Source organism: Nonomuraea longicatena, from assembly GCF_039525605.1.
Lineage (GTDB): Bacteria > Actinomycetota > Actinomycetes > Streptosporangiales > Streptosporangiaceae > Nonomuraea > Nonomuraea longicatena.
In genome coordinates this window covers 724,600-741,466 of the sequence record NZ_BAAAHQ010000001.1, presented here as the reverse complement: position 1 = coordinate 741,466, position 16,867 = coordinate 724,600, and the positions used below count along the sequence as shown (strand labels likewise).

The window sequence follows — 16,867 nt, the reverse complement described above, 5'->3', positions numbered from 1 at the left end:
ACAAGTCCGCCGAGCGACGCACTCGGCTCAGATTCCGTCTCCGCCCGAGAACATCCGCTCGGAGAGGTTCTCCTGGGCCACACGCCGCAGTACGGCGATGAGCGTGTCGCCCAGGAGGTTGCCCAGGATGACGCCCTCCATCATGCTCTCCAGGTCGTCGCGCCCGGCCACCACGGAAAGATCGACGGCGGCGATGTCGTCGGCCGCCCGCGCGTAGTCGCCGAGCCGGTCGAGGAAGTCGTCCTGGCCGAGGGTGCGCAGCGAGCCGATGACCTCGGCGAGCATGATCCGCGCCGGGCTCTTGACGGGCACCCGCCAGTCGCGCTCGGCGAGCAGCCGGCCCGCCTCGGCCTCCGCCTGTTCCCTGGTCTCCTGGTCGCAGTGGTGACGCCGCGCCGTCAGCAGGTACTGCGCCGCCCCCAGCATCCGGTGGGTGTCCTTCTCGGCGGCGTCCACGGTGGCGAGCACCTCCTTCGCCGTGGCCACCGAGATGCCGCCGATCTCCAGCATCGCCCTGATGAGGCGCAGTCTGCGTAGGTGGCGGGCATCGTATCTGGCCTGGTTGGGGCCGGTCTTCTCACCTGGGAGGAGAAGCCCTTCCCGCAGGTAGTACTTGATCGTCGGGGTGGGGACGCCGCTCTCGCGGCTCAGTTCCGCCATACGCATGAGGACCGCCTTGCACGATTACGTCCATTAGTGGATAGTTACCGCTATCCATTATGGATATCACTCGCTATCCATCTTCCGGAGGAGTCTATCGTGTTCTCAAGCATGGGCAGGGTGATGGCACGGCGCCGGTGGTGGGTCGTCGTGGCGGCCCTGGCGCTGGCCCTCGTGGGCGGGATCTGGGGTTCCGGCGTGTTCGCGACACTCACCGGGGGCGCCGGGTTCGACGACCCGGGCAGCGAGTCCATCCGCGCCGACGAGATCCTCGCCGGGCCTCTCGGCAGGCAGGCCGTGGACGTGGTCGTCCTCTACGAGAGCGACCGGCTCACCGTCGACGACCCCGCCTTCTCGGGTCCGGTGAAGCAGGCGATCGAACGGGTGCCCCGCGACGGGATCACCCGCCTGGAGTCGTTCTGGTCGAACGGCGGCGCCGACTTCGTCTCGAAGGACCGCCGCGCCACCTACGTCGCCGTCCAGCTCACCGCCGCCGACGACCAGGCGCGCGTCACCGAGCTGAAGCGCATCGCCGGCGCGTTCGAGGCACCGGGGCTGAACGTGCGCTTCGGCGGCACCACGGCGATGACCGAGCAGGTCAACGCCCGCACCGGCAGCGACATCGCCACGGCCGAGCTGCTGTCCATGCCGCTCCTGCTGATCCTGCTCGGCTTCGTCTTCCGCAACGTCGTCGCCGCCTCCGTCCCGGTCGTCGTGGGGCTGGTCGGCGCGCTGGGCTCCTTCGTCGTGCTGCGGGTGCTGACGTTCTTCCTGCCGATCTCCAGCTCGGTCATCAACGTCATCACCATCCTCGGCCTGGGCCTCGCCATCGACTACGCGCTGTTCATGATCAGCCGCTTCCGCGACGAGCTCGCCACCGGCGTCTCCGTCGAGGAGGCCGTCGAGCGGACCACCGCCACCGCGGGCCGTACGGTGGCCTTCTCCGGGCTCGCCGTCGCCATCTCCTTCGCCGGGCTCGCCGTGTTCCCCTCCCGCTTCCTCACCTCCATGGGGTACGCCGGGGTCTCGGTGGTCGTCTTCACCGTGCTCGGCTCGCTCACCCTGCTGCCCGCGCTGCTGCGTTTCGCCGGGCACCGCATCGGCCGGGCCCGGCCGCGCGCCGAGGCCGGGCGCTGGTACCGGGCCGCCCGCGCGATGACCCGCCGCCCGCTGGTCGGCACGCTGGCGCTCGCGACCGTCCTGCTCGGACTCGGCGCGCCGATGCTGGGCGCCAACTGGGCCCGGCCCGCCGAGTGGGTGCTGCCCTCGGACGCCGACGCCCGCGCGGTCACCAAGACGCTCGACACCGGGTTCGCCGCCAACCCGGCCAAGATCATGACCATGGTCGTCCAGCCCGTCCCCGCCGATCTCCCCCAGTACGCCACCCGGCTCGACGCCGTCCCCGGCGTGGACTCCGCCGAGGTCACCGGCACCCACGGCGACCAGGCCCGGATCACCCTGCGCTACGCCATGGAGCCGATGTCGCCGCAGGCCCGCGAGACGGTCGAGGGGCTGCGCGCCGTCCCCGCCCCGCAGGGCTCCACGGCGCTGCTGACCGGGATGCCCGCCTCACGGGTGGACATCGTGAACATGATCGGCGAGAGGGCCGTCTGGATGGTGCTGTTCGTCGCGCTCGTCTCCTTCGTCGTGCTGTTCCTGGCCTTCGGCTCGGTACTGCTGCCGCTGAAGTCCGTGGTGATGAACCTGCTGTCGCTGTCGGCCGCCTTCGGCGCGATCACGCTGATCTTCCAGCACGGTTACCTGTCCGACCTGCTCGGCTTCGAGCCCGTCGGCGCCGTGGACGCCAACTTCCCGGTGCTCATCGTGGCCATCGCCTTCGGCCTGGCCATGGACTACGAGGTGTTCCTGCTCGCCCGGGTGCGAGAGCACTACGACAGGACCGGCGACCCCGCCGAGTCCGTGGCCCTGGGCGTGCGCGACACCGCCGCCATCATCACCAACGCGGCCCTGCTGCTCGGCGTCGTGGTGTGCGGGTTCCTGCTGTCGTCGATCACGCTGATGAAGATGATCGGCGTCGGCCTGATCATCGCCATCGCGGTGGACGCCACCCTGGTCCGCGCCCTGCTGGTGCCCGCGACGATGGGACTGCTCGGCCACGCGGCCTGGTGGGCGCCCGCGCCGCTGGCCCGCTGGTGGCGCCGCCACGGTATCCGCGAGACCGAGGCGGCTCCCGCCGCCCGCTGACGCCGCCTCAGAGGGCGACGGATCCGGCCAGCAGGTCGTCGAAGCGGGCCAGGTCCTCGGCGGGCCGGTCGAGGCCGCGCAGCGGGCCATGGTCGGCCAGGTGGGCCTCGGCGTACAGGCGGGCGACCGCCGCCTTGCGGTCGCCGTGGCCCGCACGCTGCTCCCACCCGGCCTGCTCCAGCAGCAGCGCGGCCGCGTACACGTCGCCCATGAACCGGGCCAGCGGGAACAGCCGGGCCTCCGCCGTCACCGGGTCGAGCGAGGACCAGAGCGTGATCGCCTTGCCGAGGTCGTCGAGGCGGCCGGCGACGAGGTCGGCCGTCGCGCGGTCGTCGGGCGCCCCCGCCACCGCGGCGGCCAGCCGCTCCAGGAAGGGCTCGTGCGCGTTCTCCCGCGCCATCGCCCGCCGGACGTCGAGGCACAGGATGTTGTCGCCGCCCTCCCAGATCGGGTTGACCTGCGCGTCGCGCAACAGCCGCGCGACCGGCCAGTTCTCGATGTAGCCGTTGCCACCGTGGATCTCGACGGCGTCGCTCGCGGCGCTCACGCCGAGCCTGGCGGCCCGCAGCTTGATCACGGCGGGGGTGAGGCGCAGCGGGTTCAGCATGCCGTCGAAGACCAGCGCCTGCGCCGCCTCGACCTCGACGATCAGCTCGGCGAGCTTGCGCCGCATGAGCGGATGGGCGATCAGCGGCGCGCCGAACGCCTCGCGCGCGCTCGCGTAACAGACCGACTCGACCAGCGCCCTCCTGGCCACGCCGAGGCCCATCATGGCGATGCCGAGGCGGGCGGCGTTGGTCAGCCCCATCATCGCGCCGATGCCCGAGCCCGCCTCCGGCCCCGACAGCAGGAATGCCTCCGCGCCGGTCAGTTCGACCTCGGCGGCGGCGACCGAGCGGGTGCCGAGCTTGTCCTTGAGCCTGCGGATCCGCACGCCGTTGCGCGAGCCGTCGCGCCGCTCCCACAGCACCAGGAACGGCTTGACCTGCTCGTCCGGCAGCCTGGCGAGCACCACGTAGGCGGAGCCGTTCGCGTTGGAGGCGAACCACTTCACCCCGTCCAGCAGCCACGCCTGTCCGTGCGGCGTGGCCCTGGTCTCCAGGGCGGCGAGGTCCGAGCCGCCGGTCCGCTCGGTGAGCAACTGCGCGGCCTCGCCGGAGTGGTCGCCGTTCGCGAAGATCTCCCTGACCCGGTCGCGCACGTCCGGCGGCGCGTACTTCTCCGCCAGCGACACGACCATCTCGCCGCCGGTGCCGAGCGCGCAGCCGAGGCCGATGTCGGCCTGGTCCAGCAGGTACATCCAGGCGGCGCCGAGCGCCACCGGGTCCGCCCCGTTCTCGCGCGCCCGCTTCGTGAAGCCGGGTGAGAGGAAGTTGTGTTCCATCATCGCCGCGCGGGCGGTCTCGAAGGACGGCGGCATGACGATCCGGCTGATGTCGCGGCCCCAGCGGTCGTACTTCTCCAGCCTCGGCGGGTTGCGGTCGCTCTCGACGGCGCAGCTCGCGACCACCCCGCCGGTGACGGTGCCGAGTTCGCGCAGGTACGGCTCGGCCCACGCGTACCCGTCGCCGAGGTGGCGGCGCATGAGCAGCCGGAAGGCGGGGTCGAGGGCCCACCAGTCACGGCCGGTGGCACCGTCGTACCGTTCGGTCGCGTAACGGTCGCTTCCGTCGTACGGCTCGGTGAGATAGTGGCCCATACCAGCAGTGTTACATATCCTGGATACGTGTTGGAAGAGCGTAACACTCTGAGCGCCAGATCCGCGCTGCTCAGCGCGCTGCTCGGCAGCCACCCGCCCGAGCTGGCCGCCCGGCAACTGGTCCGTATCGGCGCGCTGTTCGGCATCGCGGAGGGCACCGTACGCGTGGCGCTGTCGCGGATGGTCTCGGCGGGCGACCTCGTCCCGGCCGACGGCCGCTACCGGCTGTCCGAACGGCTGGTCGAACGGCAGGCCCGCCAGGACGAGAGCCGCGACCCGCGCACCAGGCCGTGGACCGGCACATGGGAGATCGCCGTGGTGACGGCCGAGCGGCGGGTCCCCGCCGAGCGGGCCGCGCTCCGGCACGCCATGGGCGCCCTACGGCTTGCCGAACTGCGCGAGGGCACCTGGACCCGGCCGGCCAACCTGAGCCGCACCTGGCCGCAGACCGTGCTGGCGCAGTGCACGCTCTTCGACGGCCGCCCGCACGACGACCCCACGCCGCTGCTGTGGGACCTCGGCGAGTGGGCGGCGCAGGCGCGGAGCCTGGAGCAGGCCCTCTCTCGCCCGCGAGACCTCGCGGACGGCTTCCTGGTCTCGGCCGGCGTGCTGCGCCACCTGCTGCGCGACCCGCTGCTGCCGCCCGAACTGCTGCCCGCCGACTGGCCCGGCGAGCGGTTGCGGGCCCGCTACGACGACTTCGACCGCGACTACCGCGAGGTGCTCATGCGGCACCTCGCGGACTGAGCGCCGCTACAGGGGGACCCCGAAGATCACCCGCTTGTTCCTGAACTCCGTGACGCTCCACACCCGGCCGCCCTGCACGGTCAGGTCCTCCGGGCCGATCGGGAACGGGCGGACCGTGCTCTGCCCGCCCTCCTCCACGAGCAGCCTGCCGTTGGTGGCGGCGTCGTAGGCCTGGCTCAGGTACCAGCGCTCGCCCTGCGACACCGCGCCCTGGATCTTGTCGGCGCCCATCGTGAAGCAGTCGCGCGGCGCGTCCAGCCCGCCTGCGGCGAGCAGCGGGTAACGGGCCGCCCGGCCGCCCGGCCCGGCCGCGTCGTACTCGCCGGTGACCAGCAGGTGCTGCGCTCCGCTGCGGTCGATCGCCGCGAAAGAGAAGCGCGCCCCCGGCGTCGCGACCGTCCACGCGTCGCTCTGCGGCACGATGTAGCGGTAACCGAAGGCGTTGAACTTCCCGCCGATCACCCCCACCTTCTGGGGGTCGCCGAGATCGCGCTGCACCGTACGCAGGTCGAGCAGGTGCGCCAGGTCGAAGACACGCAGGCCGCGCGTGGTGTCGGCGACGTACAGCAGGTCGCCGTACCACGCGATGCCGCCCGCGTGGATGTCGATCGGCCCGTACGAGCCGTCCGGCTTGGCCTCCACGAGCAGCGCGTGCTGGTACCTCATCGTCGTCGGGCTGAAGAAGGTGAGCCTGATCCCCCGCTCCCCCACGGCCGGCTTGAAATACCAGCTCACGACGAACACCGGCACGCCGACCTCGCCGGAGTCCGTACCGCACGTCAACCCCTGCGGGTACCAGTCGATCGTGTCCTGGTCACCGGTGTCGAAGGCGTACCACTCCGGCGGTCTGGGGTTCATCGTGCCGAGCGCGGCGCTCGCCCCCTTGCGCACACCCGTCCTGTTGGCCTGCGCCAGCACGGCCTCCACGGCGGTGCCGCCGATCTCACCGGCCAGTCTGGCAGCCCCCTCCGCGAGGGTGCCCGTCGTCTGCCTCAGCGTGTAAGGGGTCTTGTCCGCCGGAACCATGGTCACAATCACTCTTTTCCGTCACTCGATGCTTAGTGTGACGGAAAGGAAGTGGCAGAAGTTGCATCAGTTCCACAAGTGAACGGGTTGTCCCGTCAAAGACAGCTCCCGGTAGCGGCGCACCATTCGCTCGGTGTCCCCTCCGAAGGCCGTCAGCGCTTCGCGCTGCCACACCGCGCCGGTACGGCGGCGCCGTACCCGCTGCCTGATCACCTCCAGCGCGGTGTCCGCGTCGCCCGCCGTCACCCCGGCGGCCAGGAGCGCCGCCCTCGCCTCCGGCAGCAGCGCGGCGGCGAGGTCGGCGGCGGGCAGTTCGCCGGCCCGCCCCGGCCACGACAGCCGCGCGTCCAGTCCGTACCTGGCCGCCCGATAGAAGTTCTGGTACGCCTCGGCGAAGCGGTAGCCGGTCAGGTCGTGCTCGGCGCAGGCGAGCGTCAGCCCGAGCAGGAAGGCGGTGTTGGCCGCCATGTCCGCGCCCGACGGCCCTGCGGGCAGCGCGCGCATCTCCACCCGCAGGTGACCGCCGTCCGCCGGGTCGTACACGGGGCGGTTCCACTGCCAGACCGTGCCCTGGTGCAGGCGCAGTTCGGCCAGGCCGCCGGCGTCGGACAGCTCCGGCACGACGGGGTCGTAGTCGCGGACGTACCGCTCGAACAGCTCGTAGGCCCCCTCGCGCACCCAGTCGGAGCCGAAGGCGACCCGCCCGTCCCGCCGGAAGCGCCGCGCGATGTCGCGGTCGTCCACCGCCTCCTGCATGAGCGCGATCCTGGTCTCCTCCCACAGCCTCCTGCCCAGGAAGAACGGGGAGTTGCCGCAGACGGCGAGCACCGGGCCGATCGCCAGCTGGGCGGCGTTGAACAGGCGGGCGAAGCGGTCCGGCGGCGTGCGCAGGTGCACCTGCCAGGAGGTGTTGGCCGCCTCCAGCACGATGTCCTCGACCTCCAGCTCCAGGTCGTCGACCACCACGACGAACGGCTCCAGCCGCAGTCGCCGCAGCCCTCTGCCGAGCGCCCGGTAGCGGTTCTCCGGCGTGATCGCCTGCCGGGTGAAGTCGCCGGTGCCGAGCGTGGGCAGGATGCCGATCGGCAACGCTCCCCCGCCGTCGACGGCCGCGTCGACCCGCTCCAGCGTGTCCTGGGCCTCGGCGCGCAGCGTCTCGAACGGGGTGCCCGCGAGCGGCGTCGGCGTCAGGTTGGCCTCCAGGTTGAAGCGGCCCAGCTCCAGCACCACGCGCGGGTCGCCGAGGCGGTCGCGGGTCTCGCTGTTGCGCGGCAGCGGACGGCCGGCGGCGTCCACCAGGAACAGCTCCAGCTCGGCGCCGATCGTCGTGGGGCCCTGCCCGAAGCCGGGCCGGTCGAGCAACGACCGCAGCTCGGCCAGCTGCTTTTCCAGGCGTTCGCCGAAAGCCGTGTACTCCGCCTCGGAGAAGCGTTCCTTGTCCAGATCCCGTCCCATTCCTCCCTCCTGTCCGTAATTTGGGAAAGCACACCTACCAGGGCACGGCGCCTTCGTCCGCGAGGAAGGCGCCCGTCGGGCCGTCGGCGTCCAGGGTGGCCAGCCTGACCACGATCGCCGCGCCCTGCTCGGCCGAACGCGGGCCCCTGTGGGCGGTCATGTCCGTGGCGCAGTAACCGGGACTGGCGGCGTTGACCTTGATCGGGGTGTCGACCAGCTCCTTGGCGTAGGCGACCGTCACCATGTTCAGCGCCGACTTGGAGGAGTTGTAGATCAGGTTGTTCCGCGCCCAGAACGGACTGCCCGGGTCGGTCGCGAGGCCCAGGGAGCCGAGTTCGCTGGAGACGTTCACGATGCGGGCGGCCGGGGACTGCCGCAGCAGCGGCAGCATCGCGTTGGTGACGGCCACCACGCCGAACACGTTGGTCTCGTACACCTCGCGCAGATCGGCGAGCGCCGTGGCGCTCGGGGACGCGCCACGGCGCACGCCCGCGACGGCCGCGTTGTTGACCAGGATGTCGAGTCCGCCGTACTCGTCCCGGAGCCGCCTCGCCGCCGCCGCGACGCTCGCGGCGTCCGTGACGTCCAGGGCCAGGTACGGTTGCCCGAGCCGCCGCGCGGCCGCGCGGCCCCTCTCCTCGTCGCGGGCGCCGAGCAGGCGGGCGCTCTCGTGACCGATGCCCTTGTCGGCTCCTGTGATGAGTGCGATCGTCATGCCTTCACCATCCGGCACGGGGCACCGTCACGCCAGGAACCCGGGATCGACCGCCGGCGGTCAGGCGCTCAGGATTCCGCGACGGTAGGCCTCCCCGACCGCCGCCGCCCGGTCGGCGACGTCGAGTTTCGCGTAGATGTGGACGAGGTGGGTCTTCACGCTCGCCTCGCTGATGAACAGGCTGGCGGCCGCTTCCCTGTTGGTCGCCCCGCCCGCGACCAGCCGCAGCACCTGCAGTTCCCGGTCACTGAGCGCGCCTCGGGCGGGCCTGCGCACGTGCTCGGCCAGCCGTCCGGCCGCCGCCGGCGCCAGTACGGTCTCCCCCCGGTGGGTGGCGCGCACGGCCCGCACCAGTTCCTCAGGCGGCGCGTCCTTGAGCAGATAGCCGCTGGCACCCGCTTCCAGGGCGGGCAGCACGTCGGTGTCGAACGTGGTCAGCACCAGCACCCTGGCCCCGGAGCCACGCAGCCGCCCGATGGCGGTGACGCCGTCCATGCCGGGCATGCGCAGGTCCATGAGAACGACGTCCGGCCTGGTCGCGGCGGCCAGTTCGATCGCCTGCGCGCCGTCCGCGGCCTCGCCCGCGACCTCCACGTCGTCCTGTCCGTCGAACGCGGCGCGCAGGCCGTCGCGCACGATCGGGTGGTCGTCCACGATCAGCAGCCTGATCATCGCTCCGCCTCCAGCAGGATGGCCGGGACCGTGACGGCGACCGCCGTCCCGTGACCCGGCTCGGACTCGATCTCCAGGGTCCCACCCACCGAGCGCACCCGCTGCCGCATGCCGTCCAGGCCGTAGCCGTCGCGCGGCGCGGCCGGCTCGAAGCCTCGGCCGTCGTCGCGGACGTCGAGCATCACGACGTCGTCCTCGTAGGAGAGCGTCACCCCCACCCGTGCGGCGCCCGCGTGCCTCGCGACATTGGCCAGCGCCTCCTGCGCCACCCTGAACAGGGTCAGCTCCAGGTCCGCCGCCAGCGCCACAGGGGTGCCGGTGACCTCGAACGACAGTCCCGCCACCCGTTGGGCCGCCATCCTCCCGATCGCCTCCGGCAGCCGCGCGTCCTCCAGGGCCTCCGGCAACAGCGCGTGCACCGATCTGCGGGCCTCCGCGAGGCTCTGTCCGGCCAGGTCGGCGGCCTGGTCGAGGTGGCGGCGCCTCACCTCCTCGGTCTGGGCGGCGCCCGCCGCGCGCAGGCGGGCGGCGATCGCGACCAGTCCCTGGGCGATCGTGTCGTGGATCTCGCCCGCCATCCGCTGCCGCTCGTCGCGCACGCCCGCGCGCCTGGCCTGTTCGAGCAGCCTGCGGTGCAGTGCGGAGTTCTCCTCCATCGCCGCCCTCAGCTCGGCGATCAGCGACTGGCGTCTGTCGCTCTCCGAGCTCACGTACCAGCCCGCGAACAGCAGCGGTACGGCGACGCCGATCAGCAGCGGGAGCGTGCGGAGCTGCTCGTCCGGCCCGGCCTGGGCCAGCACGGTGAGGACGGCGACGACGGTCACGCCCGCCATGACGAGCCTGCGCGGCAGCATCGCGAAGATCAGCGGGTAGCTGACGGCGGCGAACAGCACGAACGCCGTGCTCCTGGTCACCAGCAGGGTCCCGAGGACCGCCAGGACCATGAGGTAGCCGGTCACCAGCACCGGCCGGTCGGCGCAGCGGGGCTGCAGCCGTACGAGTGGCGCCAGCCAGACCGCCGAGGCCGCCACCAGCGCCCACGCGCCCGGCCGCGCGCCCATGACGGCGGCGGCGACGGCGGACACGGCGAGCAGCCCGTAGGCCATGGCGAGGTACATCCACCGCGCCCGGTCGGCATCGTCGAAGGCGTCCAGCCAGCTCACCCGACCAGCCTGGCACAACATCCATCGAACGGTTGACCCCGGACATCCACCGCACGGACAGCCGCCTGGGCGATCCACGGCGACCCCACCCTGCCGCATCCTGACGGCATGACCTCCAGAAGACAGCTGCTGCAACTCGCCTCGGCCGCCGGGGCAGGGGCGCTGACCACGTCGGCCTGGGTCCGCGAACCGAAACGTAAGGGGAACGAAGTGACCACGTTCGTCTTCGTGAGCGGCGCCAACGGGCCCGCGTCAGGCGACTCCGAACTGGCGTTGCGCGGGCATCGCACCGTCGGCGTCAGCCTGCCCGGACACGATCCGGCCGAGCAGTTCCACCTCGCCTACCAGGCGCCGCAGGACCTCACGACGCTCGCCACGCTGCCGTCCCCGGTGTCGGCGCTCACGCTCGACGACTACGTCGAGGCCACCGTACGGGTGGTCCGCCGGGTCGCCGACCACGGGCCGGTGATCCTGGTCGGCGGCAGCATGGGCGGGATCACCATCACCAAGGTCGCCGACGAGGTGCCTCGCCTGATCGACCGACTGGTCTACGGGTCGGCCTTCTGCTGCACCGGGCTGCGCAGCGCGGCCGACTACCTGTCCACGCCCGAGGCGCAGACGAGCCTGCTGCCAGAGCTGGTCAAGGGCATGATCGCCGATCCGCGCGTGATCAAGGCCACGCGCACCAACTGGCGCTCCAACGACCCGGTGTTCCTGCGGGCGGCCAAGGCGGCGCTGATGGCCGGGGCCAGCGACGGGGAGTTGCTGGCGCTGCTCAACACGCTGCTGCCCGATGAGACGCTGACGGTGCCGTCGGCCGACGGACGGGGCGATCCGGACAGGTGGGGGCAGGTGCCGCGCACCTACATCCGGCACTCCCAGGACCGGTGCATCCCTCTCGACCTGCAGAACCGGATGATCAGGGAGGCCGACGAGGCGACTCCGGGCAACGCGTTCGACGTGAAGACGGTGGCCACGTCGCACGTCCCCGTCGGGAAAGCGGGCCGCCAGATCACCGACATCCTCGACCGGCTCGCACGGGGCTGAACCCGGTTCCGGTGCAGCTCAGGACAAACGGGGGTTCCGGCTTGCGGCGGGCCTTGCGCGAATTGCGGGAGATGACCCTAAGCTCAGCAGATGAGAGCGGTAGCGTTTGACGTCTTCGGCGGCGAACTCGATGTGCGAGAACTGCCCGACCCGGCCCCGTCGCCCACCGGCGTCGTGATCAAGGTCGAGGCGACCGGGCTCTGCCGGAGCGACTGGCACGGCTGGCGTGGCCACGACCCCGACATCACCGTCCTGCCCCACGTGCCCGGCCACGAACTCGGCGGGCAGGTCGTGGCCACCGGGTCGCTGGTGCGCGGCTGGGGGGAGGGGGCGCGGGTGACCGTACCGTTCATCTGCGCCTGTGGGTCCTGCGCGGCGTGCGCGGCGGGCGAGCAGCAGGTGTGTGAGCGGCAGACGCAGCCGGGCTTCACCCACTGGGGGTCTTTCGCCGAGTTCGTGGCCATCGACCATGCCGACGTCAACCTCATCGCCGTGCCCGAGGACATGGAGTACACGACCGCTGCCGCGCTCGGCTGCCGGTTCGCCACCTCGTTCCGGGCCGTCACCCAGGTCGGTGACGTACGGCCCGGCGAATGGGTGGCCGTGCACGGCTGCGGCGGCGTCGGCCTGTCCGCCATCATGATCGCCACCGCTGCCGGGGCCCGGGTGGTAGCCGTCGACGTCAGCACCGACGCCCTCCACCTGGCCGAACGCGCCGGTGCCACCCACTTCGTCAACGCTTCCGCCGGGGATGCCGCCGCTCAGGTGCGTGAGCTGACCCGGGGTGGGGCGCATCTGTCGCTCGACGCGCTCGGCGATCCGGACACGTGCGCGGCCTCCGTCGAGTCGCTACGGCGACGGGGGCGCCATGTACAGGTCGGTCTGCTGCCGGGCGGGGCGACGCCGGTGCCCATGGGGCGGGTGATCGCGCACGAGCTGCGACTGCTGGGCAGTCATGGGATGGCCGCCCACTCCTACCCTCGGATGATGGAACTGATCAGGGCGGGCGTGCTCCACCCGGACCAGTTGGTGACCCGCACGATCGGTCTGCCGGACGTCGGCAAGGCATTGGCCTCCATCGGCTCGGTTCCCGGCGTCACCATGATCGTCCCCTGACAGGGGGTTCCGGGTCCGATCCGCCGTCAACCGCACACACCTAAGCTGATTCCTATGAAATATGCGCGACTTGGCAATACCGGTTTGCACGTTTCCCGCATCTGCCTGGGCATGATGAGCTACGGCGACCCCGCCAAACAGGAGTGGGCCCTCACCGAGGAGCAGGCCGAACCCATCGTCCGGCGCGCCGCCGACGCGGGCATCAACTTCTATGACACCGCCGACCTCTACAGCGCCGGTGCCAGCGAGACCGTCACCGGCAACCTGCTCCGCCGCATCCACCCCCGCCGCGAGGACTACGTGCTCGCCACCAAGGTGTACTTCCCCATGGGCCCCGGCCGCAACGACCGTGGCCTGTCCCGCAAGCACATCATGGCGGCGATCGACGACTCCCTCCGCCGACTCGGCACGGATTACGTGGACCTGTACCAGATCCACCGTTGGGACTCCGAGACCCCGATCGAGGAGACGATGCGGGCCCTCCACGACGTGGTCGCCTCGGGCAAGGCCCGCTACCTCGGCGCCTCCTCCATGGCGGCCTGGCAGTTCGCCAAGGCCCAGCACGTCGCCGAGGTGAACGGCTGGACCAGGTTCGTGTCGATGCAGCCGCACTACAACCTGCTGTACCGCGAGGAGGAGCGCGAGATGCTGCCCCTCTGCGAGGACCAGGGCGTCGGCGTGATCCCGTGGAGCCCGCTGGCGCGCGGCGTGCTCGCCCGCGCGGGCTCGGCCGCGACGACCACCCGGCAGACGTCGGACGGCGGACGCATCGACTTCCTCTACGACGCCGACAACGACCAGAGCATCCTGGACGACGTGGCGGCGGTCGCGGCGGAGCGGCAGCTTCCGGCGGCCCAGATCGCGATGGCCTGGCTGCTGCACCAGCCGACCGTGACGGCGCCGATCGTGGGGGCGACGAAGGACCGTCACATCGACGACGCGGTCGCGGCGGTGGACGTGGAACTGTCCGACAAGGAGCTGACCACGCTCACGGAGGCGTACCGGCCTCGCGAAGTGAGAAGCTGACCCCACCCGGGACGTTCCTTACGCGCTCAGCACCTTCGTCGGTCATCGGTCTTCGGAACGAACCACCGGCTGAACAGCCGAGGTCAGGTGGAGGAGGTCGGTCAGGAGTTCTGAGGCGCTCACCCTGTCGAGGTCGGCGAAGGTCGCGGTGCTCGGACCGGCGGGCCGGCCCGGGGCGTGGGTGTGACCTCGGACGATCCGGACGGACCCGATCCTCTGGTCCGGCCAGTCGGCCGGAGCGACGACCGAGATGCCCGGTTCAACGGTGACCACGACCGTCCGGGCGCCGGGCAGACGGCGCGAGATCCAGAAGATGAGGCCGTTGTCCTGCGGCTCGCCACGGTCCCAGGCGCGTCGCTCCATGCCCAGCACCGTCCCGGCCAGGACGGCGGCGTCGCGGAACCGGTCGAGGTCGGCCACAGCCCGTTCGGCGTCCGTCAGGGCGTGGACCGGACGGCCGAGTTGGAGGAACGGCTGGCCGATCCCGTGGTCGGCGAAGACGTCGCGCCATGCCGCGAGCGCGTCCGAGGCGATGTTCAGCGGGTGCACGATCATGACGGAGTCGGTGTCGGCGAGGTGCTTCTCGGCATCGTCGAGGCCGGCGGGCGTGCCGTCCTCGGCCACGCGGAACGTACGGCCGTCCACGGTCGTCCAGAGCAGTCGTCGAGCGATGTGCCCGACCAGCGGGTGCCCGACGATCAGCCCCCTGAACTCGTCCGCCGTCCAGCGCCGCCCGGCGACCATCGCCCGTTCCAGGCGCTCGATCCGGCCCGCCGCGACCGTCCTCACCTCCTTCTTCAGCGTGGCGAACCGCTGGTGCGCGGCCGGGGCCAGCTCCGCGTCGTCGCGCGCGCCCGGCTTGGGGAGGCCGGCCCGGCGCTTGCCGTCCTGGTCGAGGACGTAGGGTTTGAGCTGCTCGTCGAACCCGACCGTGAAGCGTCGCGGTCCGTAGTCGAGGGTGAGGGTGCCGTCGGCGTCCAAGCCCAGGTCGGGGATGAGACGATCGGAGAGCTGCTCGCCGGACAGGCCACGGTCGGCGGCGAGCACGGCGATGCGTTCGCGGGCCTGACCCTTGAGTCCCTTGTACTTGATCCGTTCGGCGATGCCGTTGAGCTGGATCAGCGCGGTGTCGGTGCCGATCGCGAGCAGGACGTCGAGGCCCGCGACGGCCAGGTGGTGGCTGTTCATGCCCGGCCAGGCGCGGACCACCGCAGCCAGGTCGCGGACGGTCGTGTCGTTGCCGAACAGGCCGAGCGCGGCCAGCACCCACCCCTTGTCGCCCACACCACCGCTCCAGCCGCGCAACCCGGACTGCTGGAAGATCTCCCATGCCAGTCCGGCCAGAGAGTCGGGGTCGCAGACCTCCCGAACCGTCTCGACGCCGGGGTGGACGTCGTCCAGTTCGGACACGGTGAGAAGCGTGATCAGGTGGGCGACGGCCGCGCCGCGAAGCGCCCGCCCGTCACGCATCAGCACCTGCGGGAGCAGATACGGGTCGAGCCATCCCGGGGCCGCGGGGATCTCTGCGGGAAGGGCGGCCACCAAGGGGTCGAGCGAGACCAGCGCCTCGATCGCGTCCGAGGGACGGCCCCCGAGTTCCCTCGCCGCCGCCAGTACTTCGGCGGCGTGTCCGTGCGCGGCCAGGTGGAGCAACGCCGTCTCAGCCTCGCGACGGGCGCGGCGCTCGGCGACCTTCTTGCCTCCGGCCAGAGCGGCGGGCACCAGCGCGCGGGACGCGGCCGCCGCATGCCGCGCGAACCAGAGTTCCGCGACGGACCGCAGCGCCGGCCGCCGCAGCCGCCAGGCGGCCATCAGCGTGGCGACCTCGCCGTCGCAGAACGGCAGCAGCAGCTCTGCGGACCCCGCCGGCTGCCACTCGGCCAGGTCGAGTGCGGCCGGGACGGCGTCCTGGGTGAAGCGCGCCAGCACCGGCTTCAGGCGTGCCGGGTCGGGTGCGAGCAGGCTCGGCCGCCACCAGGCGAGCAGGGGACGGACGCGTTCCTCCGGGCCGGACAGGAACAGCTTCCACTGTCGTTCGGGAGACAGCCGCCGGTCCCGGAAGAGCCCGATCTCCCTGTCCCAGTCGAGGTTCTCATCAGCCGGAGGAGCGGCCCACTGTTCGCGTTCGCCCGGCTCCCACGCGACTACGCACCCGGCCGGGGCCTTGACACCCTTGACGACGACGGGAGTCCGGTCCGGGAGCGCCTTCGTCCACGGCGGATCGACCAACACGGACGGCAGGTCCTCCGGCACGGCCTCGGGAATCCACCCGGCTTCGCTCGCGGCCTCGCCGCCCAGCAGACGGGCCGCGTAACGCGAGATCTCGGCTTCGCCGGAACGCACCGCCTCGCCGAGGACGCGGCGTGCGCGCTCAGGGAACCGCTGCGCGACATCGACGACGGCCGCGTGCACATCGTTCCTGTCCAGCCGCCGGACCAGGCAATCCAGTGCCTCGTCCGACGGCAAAGCGGCCAAGACTTCCAGAACGCGACCCCCGTCGCCGGTGATCATGAGAATGTCGTCCAGCACGGGAACCAGAGCCGGGCCGAGCCCGTCGGCCGCCGTGTACAGGGCGGCGCCATCCAGCCAGTCATAGCGTCGCTCACGTGCACGGAACCGCGCGACCTGGTCCGCCGAGCCGAGGGAGCACAGCACCCTGCGCAACAGCCACCAATTGAGCTCGTCGGGCAGTTCGTCGCAGAGTTCGTCCACCCAGCCGGTCTCCGAGGGCACGAGGAACGCCGTCGCCATCCGGCCCGTCAGATCTTCGCGGCATTCCGACACGGACGCGACCACCCTCCGGTACTCGGCGTCATCGGCTGCCGCGACGAGCGCACGGATTCGTGGTGCGACCTCGTCGAAGCACGGATCATCGGGGTTCCAGATCCCGTTGAGGCGTTCGCTCCTGATCGACTCAAGATGCCGCCGTGAGCGACGTCTGGAATTGATCCGCGCGCGGGCGGTCTCTGCGGCCGCCGCAGCGGCGAAGGCCAGCCCGTGCTCGGCGACCCACGCGTCCGCGAACACCCGAGCGTCGGCGTTCCCGTCGACGGCGATGACCGCGAGAACGGCAGCGCCTTTGGGGTTCTCCGAGCCCGCGAGCTGCGCACGGGCGGCTCGGAGTAATCCGGGCTCGTTCTCCTCGGAGTCGAGCAGCCGATCGATGTCGTCCCGCAGACCGGCCAGAGTCGCCCGCGCGACTTCGGGAGCGCCCGGATCGATCGGGGCGGACGGCACGGGGACGCCTCCGCGCCGGGGATACAGAGCCCGCCGCCAGAACTCGGGAATCGTGAGCGTGTTCTCAGACATGGACGAGCACGATAACGCCATCGACTG

13 protein-coding genes are annotated in these 16,867 nt (G+C 71.6%); 5 read left to right on the top strand and 8 right to left on the bottom strand.

What is annotated here, in order from left to right:
- Positions 1-27 precede the first annotated feature (27 nt).
- A complete protein-coding gene (locus ABD120_RS03275; RefSeq protein ID WP_343948145.1) occupies positions 28-666 on the bottom strand; it encodes a MerR family transcriptional regulator in 639 nt (212 codons plus the stop codon).
- Positions 667-771: 105 nt separating this feature from the next.
- On the opposite strand from ABD120_RS03275, the gene ABD120_RS03270 reads away from it, so the two are divergent.
- Positions 772-2,865: an MMPL family transporter gene (locus tag ABD120_RS03270; protein ID WP_343948144.1), complete on the top strand. Its 2,094-nt coding sequence runs from the start codon at positions 772-774 to the stop codon at positions 2,863-2,865.
- 7 nt (positions 2,866-2,872) lie between these two features.
- Here ABD120_RS03270 and ABD120_RS03265 read toward each other — a convergent pair whose 3' ends face one another.
- Positions 2,873-4,564 (bottom strand): acyl-CoA dehydrogenase family protein, encoded by a 1,692-nt coding sequence (locus ABD120_RS03265; protein ID WP_343948143.1) that lies wholly within the window; start codon positions 4,562-4,564, stop codon positions 2,873-2,875.
- Between the two features lie 27 nt (positions 4,565-4,591).
- Between ABD120_RS03265 and ABD120_RS03260 the strand changes: the two genes are divergently transcribed.
- Positions 4,592-5,311, top strand: coding sequence for a PaaX family transcriptional regulator C-terminal domain-containing protein (locus ABD120_RS03260; protein ID WP_343948142.1), 720 nt, complete (start codon positions 4,592-4,594; stop codon positions 5,309-5,311).
- A gap of 6 nt (positions 5,312-5,317) precedes the next feature.
- Here ABD120_RS03260 and ABD120_RS03255 read toward each other — a convergent pair whose 3' ends face one another.
- Genes ABD120_RS03255 through ABD120_RS03235 form a run of 5 tightly spaced genes read right to left on the bottom strand, consistent with a single transcriptional unit; the run spans position 5,318 to position 10,342 of the window.
- Positions 5,318-6,343 carry a hypothetical protein gene (locus ABD120_RS03255; protein ID WP_343948141.1) on the bottom strand — a complete coding sequence of 342 codons (1,026 nt, stop codon included), beginning with the start codon at positions 6,341-6,343 and terminating at the stop codon, positions 5,318-5,320.
- A 60-nt stretch (positions 6,344-6,403) separates the two neighbouring features.
- A complete protein-coding gene (locus tag ABD120_RS03250; RefSeq protein ID WP_343948140.1) occupies positions 6,404-7,792 on the bottom strand; it encodes a glutamate-cysteine ligase family protein in 1,389 nt (462 codons plus the stop codon).
- A 34-nt stretch (positions 7,793-7,826) separates the two neighbouring features.
- The gene (locus ABD120_RS03245) at positions 7,827-8,507 is read right to left on the bottom strand and encodes an SDR family NAD(P)-dependent oxidoreductase (RefSeq protein ID WP_343948139.1); all 681 of its coding nucleotides are present in this window, start codon (positions 8,505-8,507) and stop codon (positions 7,827-7,829) included.
- A 60-nt stretch (positions 8,508-8,567) separates the two neighbouring features.
- Positions 8,568-9,179 (bottom strand): response regulator, encoded by a 612-nt coding sequence (locus ABD120_RS03240; protein ID WP_343948138.1) that lies wholly within the window; start codon positions 9,177-9,179, stop codon positions 8,568-8,570.
- Entirely contained in the window at positions 9,176-10,342 is a 1,167-nt protein-coding gene (locus ABD120_RS03235; RefSeq protein ID WP_343948137.1) for a sensor histidine kinase, read from the bottom strand. Before ABD120_RS03235 ends, ABD120_RS03240 begins: the two co-directional genes overlap by 4 nt.
- A gap of 108 nt (positions 10,343-10,450) precedes the next feature.
- On the opposite strand from ABD120_RS03235, the gene ABD120_RS03230 reads away from it, so the two are divergent.
- The 3 genes from ABD120_RS03230 to ABD120_RS03220 all read left to right on the top strand — a co-directional run bounded on the left by ABD120_RS03230 (position 10,451) and on the right by ABD120_RS03220 (position 13,531).
- On the top strand, positions 10,451-11,389 hold the full coding sequence (locus ABD120_RS03230) for an alpha/beta hydrolase (protein WP_343948136.1): 939 nt from the start codon (positions 10,451-10,453) through the stop codon (positions 11,387-11,389).
- Between the two features lie 90 nt (positions 11,390-11,479).
- Entirely contained in the window at positions 11,480-12,505 is a 1,026-nt protein-coding gene (locus ABD120_RS03225; RefSeq protein ID WP_343948135.1) for a zinc-dependent alcohol dehydrogenase family protein, read from the top strand.
- 54 nt (positions 12,506-12,559) lie between these two features.
- Positions 12,560-13,531: an aldo/keto reductase gene (locus ABD120_RS03220; protein WP_343948134.1), complete on the top strand. Its 972-nt coding sequence runs from the start codon at positions 12,560-12,562 to the stop codon at positions 13,529-13,531.
- Between the two features lie 42 nt (positions 13,532-13,573).
- Here ABD120_RS03220 and ABD120_RS03215 read toward each other — a convergent pair whose 3' ends face one another.
- On the bottom strand, positions 13,574-16,840 hold the full coding sequence (locus tag ABD120_RS03215; RefSeq protein WP_343948133.1) for a DUF4132 domain-containing protein: 3,267 nt from the start codon (positions 16,838-16,840) through the stop codon (positions 13,574-13,576).
- Positions 16,841-16,867 lie beyond the last annotated feature (27 nt).